Source organism: Flavobacterium arundinis (genome assembly GCF_038289855.1).
Taxonomy (GTDB): domain Bacteria; phylum Bacteroidota; class Bacteroidia; order Flavobacteriales; family Flavobacteriaceae; genus Flavobacterium; species Flavobacterium arundinis.
The window spans coordinates 41,669-58,031 of record NZ_JBBYHR010000010.1 but is presented as its reverse complement, the minus strand read 5'-3'; the positions used below and the strand labels follow the sequence as shown (position 1 = coordinate 58,031).

The 16,363-nt window shown below is 43.0% G+C and carries 19 protein-coding genes; 4 read left to right on the top strand and 15 right to left on the bottom strand.

The annotated features are described in order from the left end of the window. From AAEO56_RS16280 to AAEO56_RS16230, 11 genes are all read right to left on the bottom strand, one after another. Positions 1-873: a nucleoside phosphorylase gene (locus tag AAEO56_RS16280; RefSeq protein WP_341698129.1), complete on the bottom strand. Its 873-nt coding sequence runs from the start codon at positions 871-873 to the stop codon at positions 1-3. 181 nt (positions 874-1,054) lie between these two features. Beyond that, the gene (locus AAEO56_RS16275; protein WP_341698128.1) at positions 1,055-1,405 is read right to left on the bottom strand and encodes a translation initiation factor; all 351 of its coding nucleotides are present in this window, start codon (positions 1,403-1,405) and stop codon (positions 1,055-1,057) included. Between the two features lie 41 nt (positions 1,406-1,446). After that, positions 1,447-1,836: a GxxExxY protein gene (locus tag AAEO56_RS16270; RefSeq protein ID WP_341698127.1), complete on the bottom strand. Its 390-nt coding sequence runs from the start codon at positions 1,834-1,836 to the stop codon at positions 1,447-1,449. 138 nt (positions 1,837-1,974) lie between these two features. Beyond that, positions 1,975-2,925, bottom strand: coding sequence for an isopenicillin N synthase family dioxygenase (locus tag AAEO56_RS16265; RefSeq protein WP_341698126.1), 951 nt, complete (start codon positions 2,923-2,925; stop codon positions 1,975-1,977). 168 nt (positions 2,926-3,093) lie between these two features. Further along, positions 3,094-3,981 (bottom strand): hypothetical protein, encoded by an 888-nt coding sequence (locus AAEO56_RS16260; RefSeq protein WP_341698125.1) that lies wholly within the window; start codon positions 3,979-3,981, stop codon positions 3,094-3,096. A 230-nt stretch (positions 3,982-4,211) separates the two neighbouring features. Further along, positions 4,212-4,754, bottom strand: coding sequence for an STM3941 family protein (locus tag AAEO56_RS16255; protein ID WP_341698124.1), 543 nt, complete (start codon positions 4,752-4,754; stop codon positions 4,212-4,214). Between the two features lie 49 nt (positions 4,755-4,803). Beyond that, a complete protein-coding gene (locus AAEO56_RS16250) occupies positions 4,804-5,190 on the bottom strand; it encodes a DUF1801 domain-containing protein (RefSeq protein WP_341698123.1) in 387 nt (128 codons plus the stop codon). 59 nt (positions 5,191-5,249) lie between these two features. Then, on the bottom strand, positions 5,250-5,585 hold the full coding sequence (locus tag AAEO56_RS16245) for a hypothetical protein (protein ID WP_341698122.1): 336 nt from the start codon (positions 5,583-5,585) through the stop codon (positions 5,250-5,252). A gap of 56 nt (positions 5,586-5,641) precedes the next feature. After that, positions 5,642-6,208: a hypothetical protein gene (locus tag AAEO56_RS16240; RefSeq protein ID WP_341698121.1), complete on the bottom strand. Its 567-nt coding sequence runs from the start codon at positions 6,206-6,208 to the stop codon at positions 5,642-5,644. An 83-nt stretch (positions 6,209-6,291) separates the two neighbouring features. Continuing rightward, positions 6,292-6,693 carry a DUF3157 family protein gene (locus AAEO56_RS16235; protein ID WP_341698120.1) on the bottom strand — a complete coding sequence of 134 codons (402 nt, stop codon included), beginning with the start codon at positions 6,691-6,693 and terminating at the stop codon, positions 6,292-6,294. 10 nt (positions 6,694-6,703) lie between these two features. Continuing rightward, the gene (locus tag AAEO56_RS16230) at positions 6,704-7,477 is read right to left on the bottom strand and encodes an abortive infection system antitoxin AbiGi family protein (RefSeq protein WP_341698119.1); all 774 of its coding nucleotides are present in this window, start codon (positions 7,475-7,477) and stop codon (positions 6,704-6,706) included. A gap of 134 nt (positions 7,478-7,611) precedes the next feature. Between AAEO56_RS16230 and AAEO56_RS16225 the strand changes: the two genes are divergently transcribed. The 3 genes from AAEO56_RS16225 to AAEO56_RS16215 all read left to right on the top strand — a co-directional run bounded on the left by AAEO56_RS16225 (position 7,612) and on the right by AAEO56_RS16215 (position 10,521). After that, entirely contained in the window at positions 7,612-9,588 is a 1,977-nt protein-coding gene (locus AAEO56_RS16225) for an alpha-ketoacid dehydrogenase subunit alpha/beta (RefSeq protein WP_341698118.1), read from the top strand. 124 nt (positions 9,589-9,712) lie between these two features. Further along, on the top strand, positions 9,713-10,132 hold the full coding sequence (locus AAEO56_RS16220; protein WP_341698117.1) for an NUDIX hydrolase: 420 nt from the start codon (positions 9,713-9,715) through the stop codon (positions 10,130-10,132). Then, positions 10,129-10,521 carry an acyl-CoA thioesterase gene (locus tag AAEO56_RS16215; protein WP_341698116.1) on the top strand — a complete coding sequence of 131 codons (393 nt, stop codon included), beginning with the start codon at positions 10,129-10,131 and terminating at the stop codon, positions 10,519-10,521. The genes AAEO56_RS16220 and AAEO56_RS16215 overlap by 4 nt, the downstream gene beginning before the upstream one ends. A 314-nt stretch (positions 10,522-10,835) precedes the next feature. Here the strand turns inward: AAEO56_RS16215 and AAEO56_RS16210 are convergent, their stop codons facing one another. The 3 genes from AAEO56_RS16210 to AAEO56_RS16200 all read right to left on the bottom strand — a co-directional run bounded on the left by AAEO56_RS16210 (position 10,836) and on the right by AAEO56_RS16200 (position 13,495). Then, positions 10,836-12,080 carry a mechanosensitive ion channel family protein gene (locus AAEO56_RS16210; protein WP_341698115.1) on the bottom strand — a complete coding sequence of 415 codons (1,245 nt, stop codon included), beginning with the start codon at positions 12,078-12,080 and terminating at the stop codon, positions 10,836-10,838. Then, positions 12,081-12,368 carry a DUF3817 domain-containing protein gene (locus AAEO56_RS16205; RefSeq protein WP_341698114.1) on the bottom strand — a complete coding sequence of 96 codons (288 nt, stop codon included), beginning with the start codon at positions 12,366-12,368 and terminating at the stop codon, positions 12,081-12,083. It abuts the gene before it with no gap. Between the two features lie 125 nt (positions 12,369-12,493). After that, complete coding sequence (locus AAEO56_RS16200; RefSeq protein ID WP_341698113.1) at positions 12,494-13,495, bottom strand: YihY/virulence factor BrkB family protein; 1,002 nt, start codon at positions 13,493-13,495, stop codon at positions 12,494-12,496. A 245-nt stretch (positions 13,496-13,740) separates the two neighbouring features. On the opposite strand from AAEO56_RS16200, the gene AAEO56_RS16195 reads away from it, so the two are divergent. Beyond that, on the top strand, positions 13,741-15,006 hold the full coding sequence (locus AAEO56_RS16195; RefSeq protein WP_341698112.1) for an NAD(P)/FAD-dependent oxidoreductase: 1,266 nt from the start codon (positions 13,741-13,743) through the stop codon (positions 15,004-15,006). Between the two features lie 4 nt (positions 15,007-15,010). Here AAEO56_RS16195 and AAEO56_RS16190 read toward each other — a convergent pair whose 3' ends face one another. Beyond that, entirely contained in the window at positions 15,011-16,255 is a 1,245-nt protein-coding gene (locus AAEO56_RS16190) for a pyridoxal phosphate-dependent decarboxylase family protein (RefSeq protein WP_341698111.1), read from the bottom strand. Positions 16,256-16,363 lie beyond the last annotated feature (108 nt).

Below are 16,363 nucleotides of genomic sequence, written 5' to 3'. Positions count from 1 at the left end.
TTAGCTGTTGGCTATTTTGTTAAGCGTATATTCAATTAGGCTGTTCACCGCAGCATACGGGTCGGTGCTGAACGTACCATTTGCACGGTTCGCAATAATGGCATTCAGCGAAAGCGCCTCGTGGCCCAGCAATGCCGAAATCCCATAGATCGCAGCCGTTTCCATTTCAAGGTTGGTTATCCTATCACCGTTATAGACGAAGTTATCCATTTTGGCATTCAGCTCACTATCCTGTAAAGCAAGCCTAAGTACACGTCCCTGAGGACCATAAAACCCTCCCGAAGTAGCCGTGATACCTTTATGCATCTCATGGCTGAATATTATGTCCTGTAGCTTTTTGCTGCACTTGATCACATACGGATGCCCTTTACGGACGTCCCAGTTGGTGTGCTTCATAAACGCCTCTTCAAGGTGCTGGTCGCTCACGGTATCAACGGCATAAGAGCGCATCATGTTGTCTAGTCCCAACCCGTATTCCGATAACACAAAGCCATTCACAGGGATATCCGGCTGTAAAGCACCTGAAGTACCAATGCGGATGATATTCAATGAAGTATGCTGCTCTTTGATAAGTCTTGTTTCAAGGTCGATATTCACCAATGCATCCAGTTCGTTGATCACGATGTCGATATTGTCCGGCCCGATCCCGGTGGACATAACGGTCATCCGCCTGCCTTTGTACATACCGGTCTGTGTCTTGAATTCCCTTTTCTGCTTAGTGAATTCAATGCTGTCAAAATGCGCGGTGATCTTTTCGACACGGTCCTGGTCGCCCACGAATATGATGTCTCTTGCAATATCTTCCGGCCTTAGGTTAAGGTGGTATACGCTCCCGTCAGGGTTTAATATAAGTTCTGATTCTTTAATTTTCATTGGTTTTATGTATGTCGGAGATCGGAGGTCCGAAGTCGGATGCCGAAGCCCGTATTTGTGATTTGATTTATTTTTTGTCAGAAGTCTGATGTCGGAAGTCCGATGCCGTTTTTCAATTTGTGTTTTGCTAATTTCGGTATTGGAAGCTACGTTTGTAATTTGTGATTTGTCTTTTGGAATTTTACCCACCAACTCTCTTCACTTTATATCCTTCCTTAACAAGGAAGTCCATTATCTTTTCCCTGAAATTCCCCTGTATGATGATCTCGCCGTCCTTCGCCGAGCCGCCAACCCCGCAAAGTGTTTTCAGCTGTTTCGCTAACGCTTTCAGGTCGTCATCGCTGCCTTCAAAGCCTTTTATTACGGTCGCTACTTTCCCGCCCCGGTTCTTTTTATCAAGATGAGCTTCGAGGCGCTGCTCGCCATTGGCAATGGTTTCCTTTTGTTCGTCATTATTATCGAACTCAAATTCTTTATTGGTGGAGAACACGAATCCTCCGAGGTCTTCCAGACTGCTTATTTTCTTTCCCATATTATTTATAATGGAACGCGGATGACGCGGATTAGGCGGATCTACGCAGATTTTATTCCCTTTTTTGAATTAGTAAAAACTTTCCTGATGAATTCAGGCTCCTTGCCAAAGTTTAAAACTAATCCTACTTCACACTTTGTACTCTTTAAATAATTTATGAGCTGATACTCGAATTCTTCAGTCATGCATTCACATGCTTTTAATTCTAATATTACTTTATCATTCACAACTATATCGGCGATGTAATCGCCAACCAGTATTTCTTTATAATATACCGAAATCCTTTTCTGTGCCTCAACTTTAAAACCTCTTGTTTGGAGCTCAAAGAATAACGCATTTTGATAAACGCGTTCCAGAAAGCCATAACCAAGCTCATTGTAAACGTCATAAAACGCTTTCAAAATCTCACCGGTCAATTCTTTATGGAGCATGCCTATTTAGTTCAATTGATGAAAATCTGCGAAAATCCGCCCGATCCGCGTCATCCGCGTTCTAAAACATGGCGAATAGTAAACAAAAAAGCATCAGGCTTTTACACCCAATGCCTTTTAACGGTATAAAAATAATGATTATTTTTTGATTAATCCCAAATCAACCAAACGTTCGTGAAGGAATTCGCCAGCCGTGATATCATCATACAATTTAGGATGCTGCTCGTCGATGCAGTTCTCCAGGCAGTCCAGCTTCATTTCGCTGACAGGGTGCATAAAGAACGGGATAGAGTAGCGCGAAGTGCCCCACAATTCCCTTGGCGGGTTCACCACCTGGTGGATGGTGCTTTTCAGCCGGTTATTGGTATGGCGCGAAAGCATATCGCCTACGTTGATAACCAGCTCGTCCGGTTCAGCAATGGCATCGATCCACTCGCCGTTGTGGTTTTGCACCTGCAGGCCACGGCCCTGTGCGCCCATCAATAGCGTAATAAGGTTGATATCGCCATGCGCAGCCGCGCGTACCGCATTCTCCGGCTCAGACGTGATAGGAGGGTAGTGGATAGGCCGCAGGATGCTGTTGCCTTCTTCAGCGTACTTGTCAAAATAAAACTCATCAAGGCCCAAATAAATAGCCAGTGCGCGAAGCACATAAATACCTGTTTTCTCAAGCATTTGATAGGCCTCTTTACCGACTTCATTGAATTTCGGAAGCTCTGTCACTTCAACGTTATCAGGATATTCACCGGCGCGTTTTGAGTCCTCTTCCAAGTATTGGCCAAAATGCCAGAACTCTTTAAGGTCGCCCTCTTTTTTACCTTTGGCATGCTCTTTACCGAACGACACATAGCCGCGCTGGCCGCCAATGCCCGGTATCTCGTACTTCTCCTTGGTCTCCAGCGGAAGGCTGAAGAAGTTTTTAACTTCGGCATACAGTTCGTCCACGAGGCGGTCGTCAAGGAAATGCCCTTTTAATGCTACAAATCCTATGTCTTCATAGGCTTTACCGATTTCATTTACAAATTTTTGTTTGCGTTCCGGGTCACCCGAAAGGAAATCACGCAGGTCCACACTTGGGATGTTTTGCATAAAAATGGTTTTTAATATCGCCCAAAATATGGGCAGATACAAAGATAAAAATTAATTTTCAGCAATAGTTAAGGAAACGTTACGAAAGGATCGAATGCCCTGGAATGTAAGTCATTTTAGAGAAGGTGTAGCGTTCGCCAGTTTGGGGATTAGCGGGCTTTGTTGCCGTCACATTTCGAAAGAACCCGTCAGGTTGTCAAAAACAACGTTCCCCCCTGCATCCGTGGCCCGCAGTGTGAACGTACCGGTAGTATGTGGAAAGGGCTGCAGGTTATGGGAATCGACGGTAATGGTGCCGGTGCAGTTGTACGCCTGCCAGTCGGAGGGGTTAATGTTGGCAGTGGGGGTCAGCTTTAACGCACCGATGTATTTGTACAAAAGTATGCGGAAATTACTGCCGGCAGTAAACGCATAGCTGCCGGTCTCCCTATTCTCAATAGCTGTATCCGACTGAATGCGCATTACATACCCGTGGTCTGAATAAAAACTATAGATAACACCATCTGCCGATGTTGAAGTAACCGTATTGGTAAAGTGCATCGCACCATTGTCTACGGTGAGCTGGTGCGGAAAAAAACCGCACGTGATGGAGTTGGTGTCATTATACTGCATTTTTCCCGAAATATACTTCTTGTTTCCAGGTATGCCCATTTCAAAAAGGTCGCCTTCAAACTCAAAGTACAGCTGCCTGTTCGCGGCGTTATAATTAAAGTTGGTAATGCTGAAGGTTTCGGCAGGGGCAAAGTCAACCGTTTCATAGTGCCTGTTATCATCTGAAAAATCGTAAAAACGCACTTTTTTGATATGGCCCGATTTACTCAGTTCGAACTCCATCCTGAATTGCGTGCCGAAACTTTCGGGTACATCCATAACCCCGGCATAAATGTATTCGCAGTTTTCATTGGCGCTAAACGTAGACCATGGCAGCGACACTGTTTCACCGTTTACATTGATCTCAAAGTAAGATCCATCACCAGTTGCATTGGCTTTATCATCATCGGAAGAGCAGGAGGCCAATACAAAAAGCAGGAGCAGGGAGAGTAGCTTGTGTTTCATCTTAATTGGTTACGGTTAGTACGGCTGTTCTTACAAAATTTATGCCATTTTAAGATTGCAGGAGCGAATGGCCTGGTCTGTAAGTCATTTTAAGGCAGGAGTGGAGTTCCTCCGCCGTGGCGGATTAGGGGGCTTCCATCAGGGCTGGGAAGGAGAGGTGGTTGTGTGTTTGGAGGGTTAAGTGAGCTACCACGTACCGTCATAGCAAGGCATGAAGCGATCTTTACAGATTAAGCATTGTTTTTATTTTCCTCCCATTTCGTATTCAGTGCCGAAAGCAAATTCTCAAAGTCCATTTTCAGCCCATTAGGAGTAATTGAAATAGGCGAGCCATAATTTTTAAAGTTATAGTTCATAGCTTTCTTTTTTAAGAATTTTGCCTGCCTGTTGATATAATCTTCCGGATTATTAACCCCTATCATGATGAACTTCTGGTTCATTACCTGCGTAGTATAAATATGCCTGACATCTCCCCACGGAATAAACCCTGCGCTCACGCCGCTTGCGTTATCGGTTATTCCTTTTTCATCAATAATTAACCCCGGCCTTGTGTCGAAAAGCTTAACAATATAAGCTACTGCAATAAAACCAAAGAATAGGATACTTGCAATTCCGGCGCCATATTTTACGATAGGGTTATCAAGAAGGACATTACTACTAACAGGCCCGGATACTAGAATCCAGACTCCAATGATCACAAAAATAATGGACCCTATAAGAAGTAAGGCGAGCTTGCCTTTGCTGAGTTGAATAACTACCGGTTCCTTTGACATAACTAAAAATTTTGATCAAATGTATCGAATTTTGCTATAACTATCAGTACTACAATTCCGTTACGATTGGAGTCCCCCCTTCGGGGGTTAGGGGGCGCTTTACTGCCTCCATCAACACCTCCACATTAATATCCGCCAGCTTTTTAAACGCTATGCAATAGCCTGTTACTTTTGCCTTGCCAATGGTTGCCCCATACGTCTCGGCTAAGTATTTCTTATCCTCAAGGCCCATGATATATACCGAGATCCCCGTTGAAGTAGCACTCAGCCCAACCCGGTAGAACTCCCTGGTCGAGCCGTCAGTATATTTCATGGTGTAGGCGCCATAACCTATATTAGGATTAGTAACAACTTTACCTTCTTCGTTCCTGCCATCCAGGAACGATAGGGTAGCTTCCGGCGCTATGTGCAGTATGCGCTCGTGCAGTTGTTGCATTTCAGTGCGTTTGGGCTCGTGTAGGGTGGAGAGGTGGGATTGGATCTGTTCGGTGGTGGTCATGTATTAGCTCGTAAATTCTCAATATATAGTTTCAAATCGTAGAGATATTCAGATAGAATAGAGTCAGCATGACTTGGCTGTTTTAGATCTTGTGAATTTCTCTTTAACTCATCGTTATTGCCAAAGCCATATTTAAATAACTTTAATGCATCTTGATTCAAAGTTATTCTATAATAAATAGCTGTCATTAAGGACTGCATTTCTATTTTCAATTTTTGGGCAACCTTTTTTGAAATATCGTCATTTTCATAAATGTCATAATATAACTTTGTAAGCCGATTATTATCAGCATATAAATTGTCGTAAATGTTTTGCCAATCTTCGTATTCCATAACTATGTTTATTTGACGAGTTGGAAACTCGTGTTAGCACATTAATTAACCTATGATTACCCCGCAGTAAAATTCCATTTTTTTATTTTTAAGTACTCATCGGGTTTTAAGGATAGATTTCCTTTTACAATTAATGTTAAACTGTTATTCGATATTAAACTGCTTATATTTTCGTTATTGGAATTGTATGGAACTGCAATTTGTAAAATTCTAAAACCATCTTTATCCTCTAATTGAATTTTAAATCCTTCTAAATCTTTATAATTATTTAATGGGCCTTTTAATTCCAATTGGTAATGTAGCTTTTCGTCTTCAAACTTAATACTCAAATGTCCTTTGATTTGCGTTGTTTGATTAAAATAAAATCCTAAATCATTTGATTTAGCAGGTATGCTGCTAAAGGGAGTATTTTGGCTAAAAGTTCCAATTATTTGAAATCCAAAGCCAATTATTATCGTTATCAATGCAATTTTTGACCAAATTTTATGTTTCTTTATATCCGTGTCGCTCATTTCATTGTCCATCAAAATATGTTCCCATAGATTATCAGGTAGAATGCCAAATCTAAAAAGTAAGATTACACCGATGAAATCTAATAGTAGTCCGATTATGTTATAAATCATAAATGCTAATTTTATTTTAAATATTCCGATTAACGAAATAACTCATTTAGTATACGAACTGAAGCTCACAATAGTTCTGGAAATCAAGGCTTCTCACCATCCTTATGAAACACTGAGCCTGTTCTTCTATATTTATATTTTGTACCTTTAATACATAGAATATATATAGCATTACCTTTTTGTTCAGAAAGCTCTAATAGAACAATATCTTTTTCATTAACCCCTAAATCAACCGCCACATGTTTCTTCATATCCTTTACTGTAGCATTTGTCATTTCAAGAAACTGTTTATTTGATTTATCTCCTTGAGGTTCTTTAAAGTTTGCGGGTGTCGAACACGATTCTAAGGTTTGCGATGTGTCATATTCCCAAGTCTTATCATCCTTCAATAAAACTTTCTTACCATTTTCCGTTGTCGCTTTAATATTTTGACAAAAGCCGATTTGTAAAAATAAAAGAAGGCAAGATGTAAAAAGTGTTTTCATATTTGTTATTTTAGAAGTCATTAATTATCTGTTCAGAAGTAATTATTTTAGTAAAAAGTATTTTCAGTTTATCATTTTCTGTAAAATATTTTGATAGAGTGTTTATCAAAATTGGAATCTCGTTTTCATCTTTTACAATTATATATGATATGTCATCAATCGAAAATTTTAATTCATATCTGTTTATCTTTCCCGTGAAATTTTGCTTGTCAGAAAGATACTCTTTATTGTCAAGCATACAATAATCCCCATGCTTAGCAAGGTCTTTTCCTTGCGGAACATATCTCCACTCTCGCTCATCATAGAATTTATACTTAGAATCTTTTAAAAGACCTTTTCTGTATAATTCCCCTTCATAATTTTTTGTGAAGCAAGCAAATTTTGTCGTTTCCTCGTTAAAAAAAGCCTCCAATTGGTTTATCGACCCATTTGTATAATAACTTTCAACAGATTTTCTTAAAGCAGTTCCAGCATAGGAATTTGTGTCAATATAAAAAACTGGATTTAAACCATTTTTCTTTGCCCATTTTTTTGTTAGGCCTATTCCATAATCACCATAATAACCGAGTTTTTTTCCTTTTGTAGAAGCAAAATGTTTTTTATAATCAGTAAATGGGATATCGCAAAATGAAACCATTGCTACTGCAAAAGAAAAACTTTGACTTCCTCGTGTCTTAATTCTTTCCGAACAATAACTTAATTTAAAACTTGAACTTTCTAAGATTTCCAAAATGGACTTAAATTCTTCGGTATAATGAACTATCGTATTTGCACTTATTGCCATTTTCTAAAATTGAAATATAAACCTACAAAAAATTCCTTAACAATTTTAACAAAAATAAATTCCCATAACATTTTTCACCACCTCCTGTTATTTTCTTACTTTTGAGCCATCTTAAAGATTATTCAAAAATCACTATGAATTTCGACAGAAAACAACTGACCAACGAACAATTACTCGATTTATATAAGAAATTGCTAAAGCCAAGGCTCATAGAGGAGAAGATGCTTATCCTCATCCGCCAGGGCAAAGTGTCCAAATGGTTCTCCGGCATCGGGCAGGAGGCTATCTCGGTGGGCATTACCGCCGTGTTGGGCAAGGACGAGTACATCCTCCCCATGCACCGCAACCTGGGCGTGTTCACGGGCCGCGACATCCCGCTGTACCGCCTGTTCTCGCAGTGGCAGGGCAAGGCCAACGGCTTTACCAAGGGCCGCGACCGCTCGTTCCACTTCGGTACGCAGGAGTACAAGATCATAGGGATGATATCGCACCTGGGCCCGCAGCTTGGCGTTGCCGATGGTATCGCGCTGGCGCACAAGCTCCGCAAGGAGGGCAAGGTGACCGCTGTGTTTACCGGCGAGGGCGCTACCAGCGAGGGCGATTTCCACGAGGCGCTCAATATTGCTGCCGTGTGGGAGCTTCCCGTGATGTTCATTATCGAGAACAACGGCTACGGCCTATCGACCCCGACCAATGAGCAATACCGCTGCGAGAACCTGGCCGACAAAGGCATTGGCTACGGCATGGAGGCGCACATCCTTGACGGGAACAATATATTAGAGGTATATACCAAGCTGGAAGAACTGGCCGTATCGATGCGCGAAAACCCGCGCCCGGTGCTGTTGGAATTCAAGACCTTCAGGATGCGCGGCCACGAGGAGGCGAGCGGTACCAAGTATGTTCCGCAGGAGCTGATGGATGCCTGGGCCGTAAAAGACCCGGTGGAAAATTACCGCAAATTCCTGAAAGCCGAAGGCGTGCTTACCGACGATAACGATGATGCCATCCGCGCTGAGCTGAAGAAGGAGATCGACGAGAATTACCAGCAGGCTTCTGCCGAACCGGCCATCGAAGCCAGTTTGAGCGAAGAATTAAATGATGTTTACAAACCGTATCAGCATGAAGAAGTTAACCACTCATCAGAAACGGAAAATATACGCATGATCGATGCTATCCAGCAGGGATTAAGGCAGTCGATGGAGCGCCACGACAACCTCGTGATCATGGGGCAGGACATTGCCGAATATGGCGGTGCGTTCAAGATCACCGATGGCTTTGTAGCGCAGTTCGGCAAAGACCGCGTGCGCAACACACCTATATGTGAGTCGGCTATCGTGTCGGCAGGTATGGGACTTTCGATCAACGGCGTGAAGTCGGTTATCGAGATGCAGTTCGCCGACTTCGTGTCCACGGGTTTCAACCCGATCGTGAACTACCTTGCCAAGGTGCATTACCGCTGGCAGGAAAATGCCGACGTGGTAGTGCGTATGCCTTGCGGCGCGGGCGTTCAGGCGGGACCATTCCACTCACAGACCAACGAGGCGTGGTTTACCAAGACCCCGGGGCTCAAAGTGGTGTACCCGGCATTCCCGTATGATGCCAAGGGCCTTTTGGCTACAGCCATCAACGACCCGAACCCGGTAATGTTTTTCGAACACAAAGCGTTGTACCGCAGCTCTTACCAGGACGTACCTAAGGATTACTACACGATACCTTTCGGAAAAGCAGCAATGCTAAGGGAAGGGGAGGACGTGACGGTGATCACCTTTGGCGCAGGCGTGCACTGGGCATTGGAAACACTGGACAAGAACTCCGACATCAAAGCCGACCTTATCGACCTCAGGTCATTACAGCCGCTTGATACGGAAACGATATTCAAGTCAGTAAAAAAGACCGGAAAAGTTATCATACTTCAGGAAGACTCATTGTTCGGCGGTATGGCCAGCGACATCTCCGCCATGATCATGGAGCAGTGCTTCGAATACCTCGACGGCCCCGTGAAACGCGTAGGCAGCCTGGAAAGCGCTATACCATTCACCAAGGCGCTGGAAGACCAGTATCTGTCAAAAGGCAGGTTTGAAGGGGCGTTGCTTGAATTGTTAGCTTATTAAGAAAGTAGCAAAGTTTCAAAGTTCCAAAGTGGCAGAGTTTTTTGCTGCTTTGGAACTTTTCTATTTTAAGGCCATACAGAACTTTGCAACTTTGTAACTTTGCAACTGTAAAACTTGGAATTAAATGAGAACTTCAAAAATATTCGTCACAACAGACGCTATAATCTTCCGTAAAGCAGGCACCGGCCACGAGATACTTTTTATTAAACGTAAGAACGAACCCTTTAAAGGCCAGTGGGCTATCCCCGGAGGCTTTGTAGATGAAGGTGAAGACCTTCCCGATGCTGCCCGCCGCGAACTCCGCGAAGAAACAGGACTGGAAGTAAGGGAGTTAGAACAGCTGGGCGCGTTCGGTAAGCCGGGCCGCGACCCAAGGCAGCATACCGTTTCTGTGGCCTATGTAGGTTTTGCAGAAGAGAATGCAGTAGCCGTCGCTGCCGACGATGCCGCTGAAGCGAAATGGTTTTCGGTTAAAGTCCTGCCGGAATTAGCATTTGACCACGCAGATATCGTAACTTTAGCCTTACAAAAATACCTGCCATGAGATTCCATACACGAAAATGGGTAAAACCCGAAGACCTGAACCCCAACGGAACATTGTTCGGCGGCAAGCTGCTCGCCTGGATCGATGAGGAAGCCGCGCTGTATTCCATCATACAATTAGAGAACCAAAGGATAGTGACCAAGCACATGTCCGAGATCAACTTTATGAGCTCAGCCAAGCAGGGCGACATCATTGAGATAGGCATTGATGTGGTGCATTTCGGCAGGACCTCTATAGTCCTGAAGTCGGAAGTCCGCAACAAAATGACGCAGGAGAAGATCATCACGGTAGATAACATTACCATGGTCAACCTCGACAGTTTTGGCCGCCCGTCTGCACATGGAAAGACTAAAATAGAATATGTGAAGGACAGGATATTGAAGCCGTAATTTTTTGAAATTCCAAATGACAAAAACAAATTACAAACCTTAGCTCCAACCATCTAAAAGTCTAACGGTCTAAAAATCTTTTTTGGGGCGTGCCACTTCCGCAAGCTACAGCGTCGGGCTTTCGCCTATATCTGCCTCCGCTCCTACGGCAGGATACCGGCTCTATCCCTCACGCAGCTTCACTCGGATGGCAGTTGGGTGTGTCATTCTGACGAAGGAAGAATCTCTAAAGGAATATAGACGTTTAATAGAGATTTCTCACTCCGCAAGCTCCGTTCGAAATGACAAACTGCGACTGTGACTGCGACTGAAAACTATTCCTCCATATACCCTTTACCCGTAGGCAGCTCAAATATCTCCAACCCAAAATAGGCTACAGAGGCAATGATATGGTCAAAGATATCCGCCATAATGTATTCATAATTCAGCCAGCGTTTGTCGGAAGTGAAAAGGTATATCTCGATAGGGATACCTTTTTCGGTAGGCTGCAGGTGGCGGCACATAATAGTCAGGTCTTTATTCACCCCCGGATGCGTTTCAATATAACTATTGATATATTTGCGGAAAAGCCCAAGATTCGTAAGATTGCGACCGTTTATCGACAATGATTTATCAATGTTATGCTGCTTGTTCCAACTGTCAATCTCTGCCTGGCGGTGCCGCAGGTAATCCGAGATCAGCTGTATCTTGCTCAGGTCATCGATCTCGTCGCGGTGGACAAACCTTACAGTATTGGCTTTTATAAGAATATGCCTTTTGATACGCCTGCCTCCCGAATCCATCATGCCGCGCCAGTTCTTGAACGAGTCGGATATCAGGCTATAGGTAGGAACAGTAGTCGTGGTGTGGTCAAAGTTCTGCACCTTTACGGTAGCCAGGTTTATTTCGATAACATAGCCATCGGCACCGAATTTCTCAATGGTAATCCAGTCGCCAATGCGCACGATGTCGTTTACCGTAACCTGTATGCTCGCTACAAACCCAAGGATGGTATCTTTAAAGACCACTATAATGATCGCCGAAATGGTTCCAAAAGTCCCGATCAGGAAACCGATCGTAGTATTAAAAAGCACCAGTACAATACCAGTAATCCCAAAGACCCACAGCACAAGCATTACCACCTGTATATAACTGTCGATGGGCTTGTCGTTGTAGTCAGGCTGTTGCTTGAGGTAATCGCGTAATGCGTTGAAAATACTCCTGATAATCCAAAGGCTGAGCATTATAATGGATATCGTAGTGCCTTTGGAAATCATATTCTCCCAATAGATAAAATCTTTCAGGACAACAGGGAGTGATTTGTAAATGAAATACAGGGGAATAAGATGTGCAACGTATTTCGCGGTCTTGTTTTCGACCAAAAAATCATCAAACGAGGTTTTGGTACGGTGCGCAAAAACCCCAAGTGTGAATACGAGGATCTTTTTAAAAATGAAATCAAGGATAAGGGCAATAATTGTGATAACAACAAGGTTTACCACAAGGTTGCCATACAGCGCCGTGGTATGCCCAAAGTGAAGTCCTTTGATCGCTTTATATGCCCAGTTGAAGTAATTCATTTAGGAGTTTGAAGGTGTGCCGAAATATTTACGTTCCATTATAAATGTGCCGAACGGTGGGATGGAAGCAAGGCAGATGATGATGTATTTTTTCCACGGCCAGTTCATCTCAAACTTCAGCATTGTGGCAAGGACGATATAAATTGTAAACAATACCCCGTGCGCCATACCTGTAGGGCGGATATACTCAGGGCTATCCCAAATATATTTTAGCGGCATCGCGATAAAAAATAAAACAAGCGCCGATATTCCCTCGAGTATGGCTATGATCTTAAACAAGCGTATCATGGTATAAAAATTTTCTGCAAATGTAGGGAATAGCAGATTTCTATAGCCGGTTTAAGGTTATGAATTTTGAAAAATACGAATTCCGGAATCGTAAATGATACAGCCTGAATCAGGTCAACCGGTAATTATAAAGTCTCCGTTTTGTCCTGGCCGGGCTGCTTTTTTTTTTCGGCATCCAGCGACGATGGCATTGGCGGTATAAATCTTACATCCCTCTCCATTTCTTTTTGCTCCACATATACTGCATATTCGGCGGGTTCAATTCGCGCCCCTTTAAAGCTTGTATAGGCACGGGTAAATTCAGCTCCAAAATACAGTATCGCAGCCGTATAGTACACCCAGATCAAAATGACGATTATAGACCCAGCAGCGCCATAAGGCGAACCCGCAGCGGTAGTTTCGATATACAATCCTATAATGTAACGACCCAAAAGAAAAAGGCATGCTGTAAAGAAAGCGCCTGCGCGAACGTGTTTCCATGCGATCTTGGCATCGGGAAGCACCTTGAATATTACACCGAAGAGGACGGTAATAACCCCGAAGCTGATTACTATATTCACCGCATTTAATAGAATCAAGGTAAGGTCAGGAAAACGTGCTCTAAGCATATCGCTCAAAGTAAGCAATACTCCGTTTACCATCAGCGTAACTATTAGTAAAAATCCCAGTCCAACAATGAGGGAACCCGAAAGCAACCTGTCTTTCAGAAGTTTCACCCATCCTCGTTTTGGCTTGGCTTTAACCTTCCAGATGATGTTTATAGAATCCTGTATTTCACCAAAAACGGTAGTGGCACCAATAATCAGCGTTATTGTACCGATAATTACTGATAATGTAGTCTTGCCGGAAAGCTCAAGGTTTTGGATGATCTGTTGCACCTGCAAGGCTGCCTCACTGCCTATCAGGCCGTTTATTTCTTCAAATATTTTTCCTTCGCTGGCTTCACGACCAAAAAAAGCACCGGCAAGCGATATAATAAGCAGCAGCAGCGGGGCCATAGAAAATACTGTGTAATATGATAAGGAAGCGCTTAGCTTTAATCCTTTGTCATTTGTAAATCCGTTGAATGTATCCTTCAGGATGCATTTAATATTCTTGAAGGTGTGTTTGGTAAAAACGTTTTTCATCTCGCAAATCTTTATCATAAAAATAAGCATAGCATCAGGCTAATACTACAATATTAACATAACTATAAAATAATATCATAAGGACTAATATCTCCGCTGCTGAAGAATTAACTTACAAATTAAAAAAGCCAATAATTTCATAAATTTCAAACCGTAATCCGGAAATCATTGTGCGTTTACGGTAAAATCCTTAACTTTATTGTGGTTAAAACAGAAGTAGCTTTAACCTGCCAAAAAAAATCACGATGAAAATAGTTATAGTAGGAGGAGGGTTTGCCGGTATTAATCTTGCGAAAGACCTTGCCGGGAATAAAAATTTTGAAGTAACGCTTATAGACAAGAACAATTATAATTTTTTCCCCCCGCTTATCTATCAGGTTGCCACAGCATACCTCGAGCCATCCAGTATCAGCTACCCATTCAGGAAGCTTTTTTCACGTACTGAAAATGTACGCTTCAGGCTGGGGGAGGTGCTTTCGGTTAATATGGCTGAGAACAAGGTCGTGCTCCATAACGGCGAACTTGAATATGACCGTCTTATATTTGCAACGGGTGCCGAAACCAATTACTTTGGTATGGAAAACGTCCGAAAAAACTCGATCCCAATGAAAACGCTGAACGATGCTATAGAAATGCGTAACAAACTGTTACAGCGCATGGAAAGGGCATCGATCTGCAAAAACAGCAGGGAACGCCGCAAATACCTTAACCTTGTTATTGCAGGCGGCGGACCTACAGGTGTAGAAGTATCAGGCATGTTTGCCGAAATGCGCAACGGTGTATTAAAAAGGGAATATCCTGAGCTTTCTACGAGCGTAAGCAACATTTACCTTGTGGATGGTGGTGACGCTTTGTTGTCGCCAATGAGCAGGCAGTCCCAGGAAGACACGCTGCAGGCACTGACCAAGATGGGGGTCATCGTAAAGCTGAATTGCCGGGTTACTGACTTCATAGATGATACAGTACATCTGAATACGGGAGAAACCATCCCTTCTAAGAACCTTATATGGGCTGCGGGCGTATCTGCAAAAATATTCGAAGGCATGCCGGCGGAAAGTTATGGCCGCGGCCGAAGGATGAATGTAGATGCTTACAACAAAGTAGCGCATACAGAGAATATCTATTCTATTGGCGATACCTGCATTCAACTTACCGATGCCGCTTTTCCTGACGGACACCCCCAGGTAGCACAGGTTGCTATCCAGCAGGGAAAAAACCTGGCTAAAAACTTTAAGAATGAACAGAAAGGCAAACCATTGAACGCCTTTAAGTATAATGATAAAGGCTCTATGGCGATTATAGGCAAGAACAAGGCCGTAGTCGACCTGCCGAAGCCAAAAATGCATTTTAAAGGCTTTATTGCCTGGCTGATGTGGCTGTTCATCCACCTGATGTCACTAATAAGCTACCGCAACAGGGTAACTACATTCTACAACTGGATGACTGCCTATTTCTCTAAGGATCAATCGCTACGAATGATCATCAGGCCGGATAAGAGGGCAAAAAGCTAACGGCTTACAATGGCATTACCATAGTTACATCCAGCGCATCGACCAGAAGAGTTAATTGATCGATCTCCACATGATCCATTACCACAACTTTATACCACAAATTAGTTGGGTCATGTTTTTGCGGTACCAAATCAAACCGTGCGGCAGTTTCTTCCGAAACATATGCTGCACTGATGGTTACAATATTCATGTAAGGCTCACGGAAAAAAGTGATGCCTTTTTTCTCAAGGGCTTTGCATAGCCACAACGTACGCATTTGCAGCACACTGATTTTCTCAAACCAACCGTGTGGCCCATAGGTAGACAATATCATCCACACCGCCACAGCATTTGCACCCGACCTGCTTCCGCACAATGTAAGGTCCATACCCTCCACATATTCAGCCTCTTTTGTCAGCGTATTTTCAATGAGTCCCTTTCTGCAAATAAAAATCCCGGTGCCATAAGGGGCCTGGAGCATTTTGTGTGCATCAATAGTTACAGAACTTATATTGGGATCACTAAAGTTTATCGTACTGCCCGGATTGCTGAAAGGATATACAAATCCGCCATAAGCGCCATCAATATGCAGTTTGTAGGTAATCCTATGCTTGTCGTATAGTGTGCTGTAGGTAGTTGGATCATCGACAGATCCGAACATTGTAGTACCTAAATTGGCGACTGTAATAAAATATTTTTTACCATAGGAACGGGCTCTTAGGATAATGTCTTCAAGTTCATTTTCTTTGATGTTGCGGTGATCCTCATCTACAGGGATTTTCAGCCATTCCAGCATCAGAAGGTTGGCCCCTTTCGCAATAGAATAATGGGTGTCTTCGGAAGCTACAATAGCGATCTCATGCGGGTGGGCGCCATGTTCATTGATAAAATAATTGCGGTACATCCACAATGCCTGTATATTGGCTTCAGTTCCCCCGGGAGCAATGTAGCCATCAAAATCGTTCGGCGTTGCTTTAAAAATATCAACGGCTATCATATTCAGGACATCGACCTCAATTTCCTGCGTACCTTTAAATGCTTTTTCCGAAGTTCCGCAGGTATGGCAGCCAATATTATTGGGGTTGCTCACAAATACCTGCAACAATGGTGCATCTTTTAAAAAGGGGGCTTCTGTCGAAAATACTTTAGGGTCCAGCTTTGATGCCGGATATCCTAATGAGCTGTCTGTAGAGAAATTAACGTTGTCTTTAAGCGCTTGCTGAATATACTGTTGCTGGCTTGGGGCGGTTCTTTTTTTCCAAAAAAGCATATTGTTTTTCCGCAAAACTACATTGAGAAGCTATTCTAAAATATGACCGTGATCATTTAAACCACATTTTATGAAATGGGCTTATACCCAAATAATGAATAGTAAATG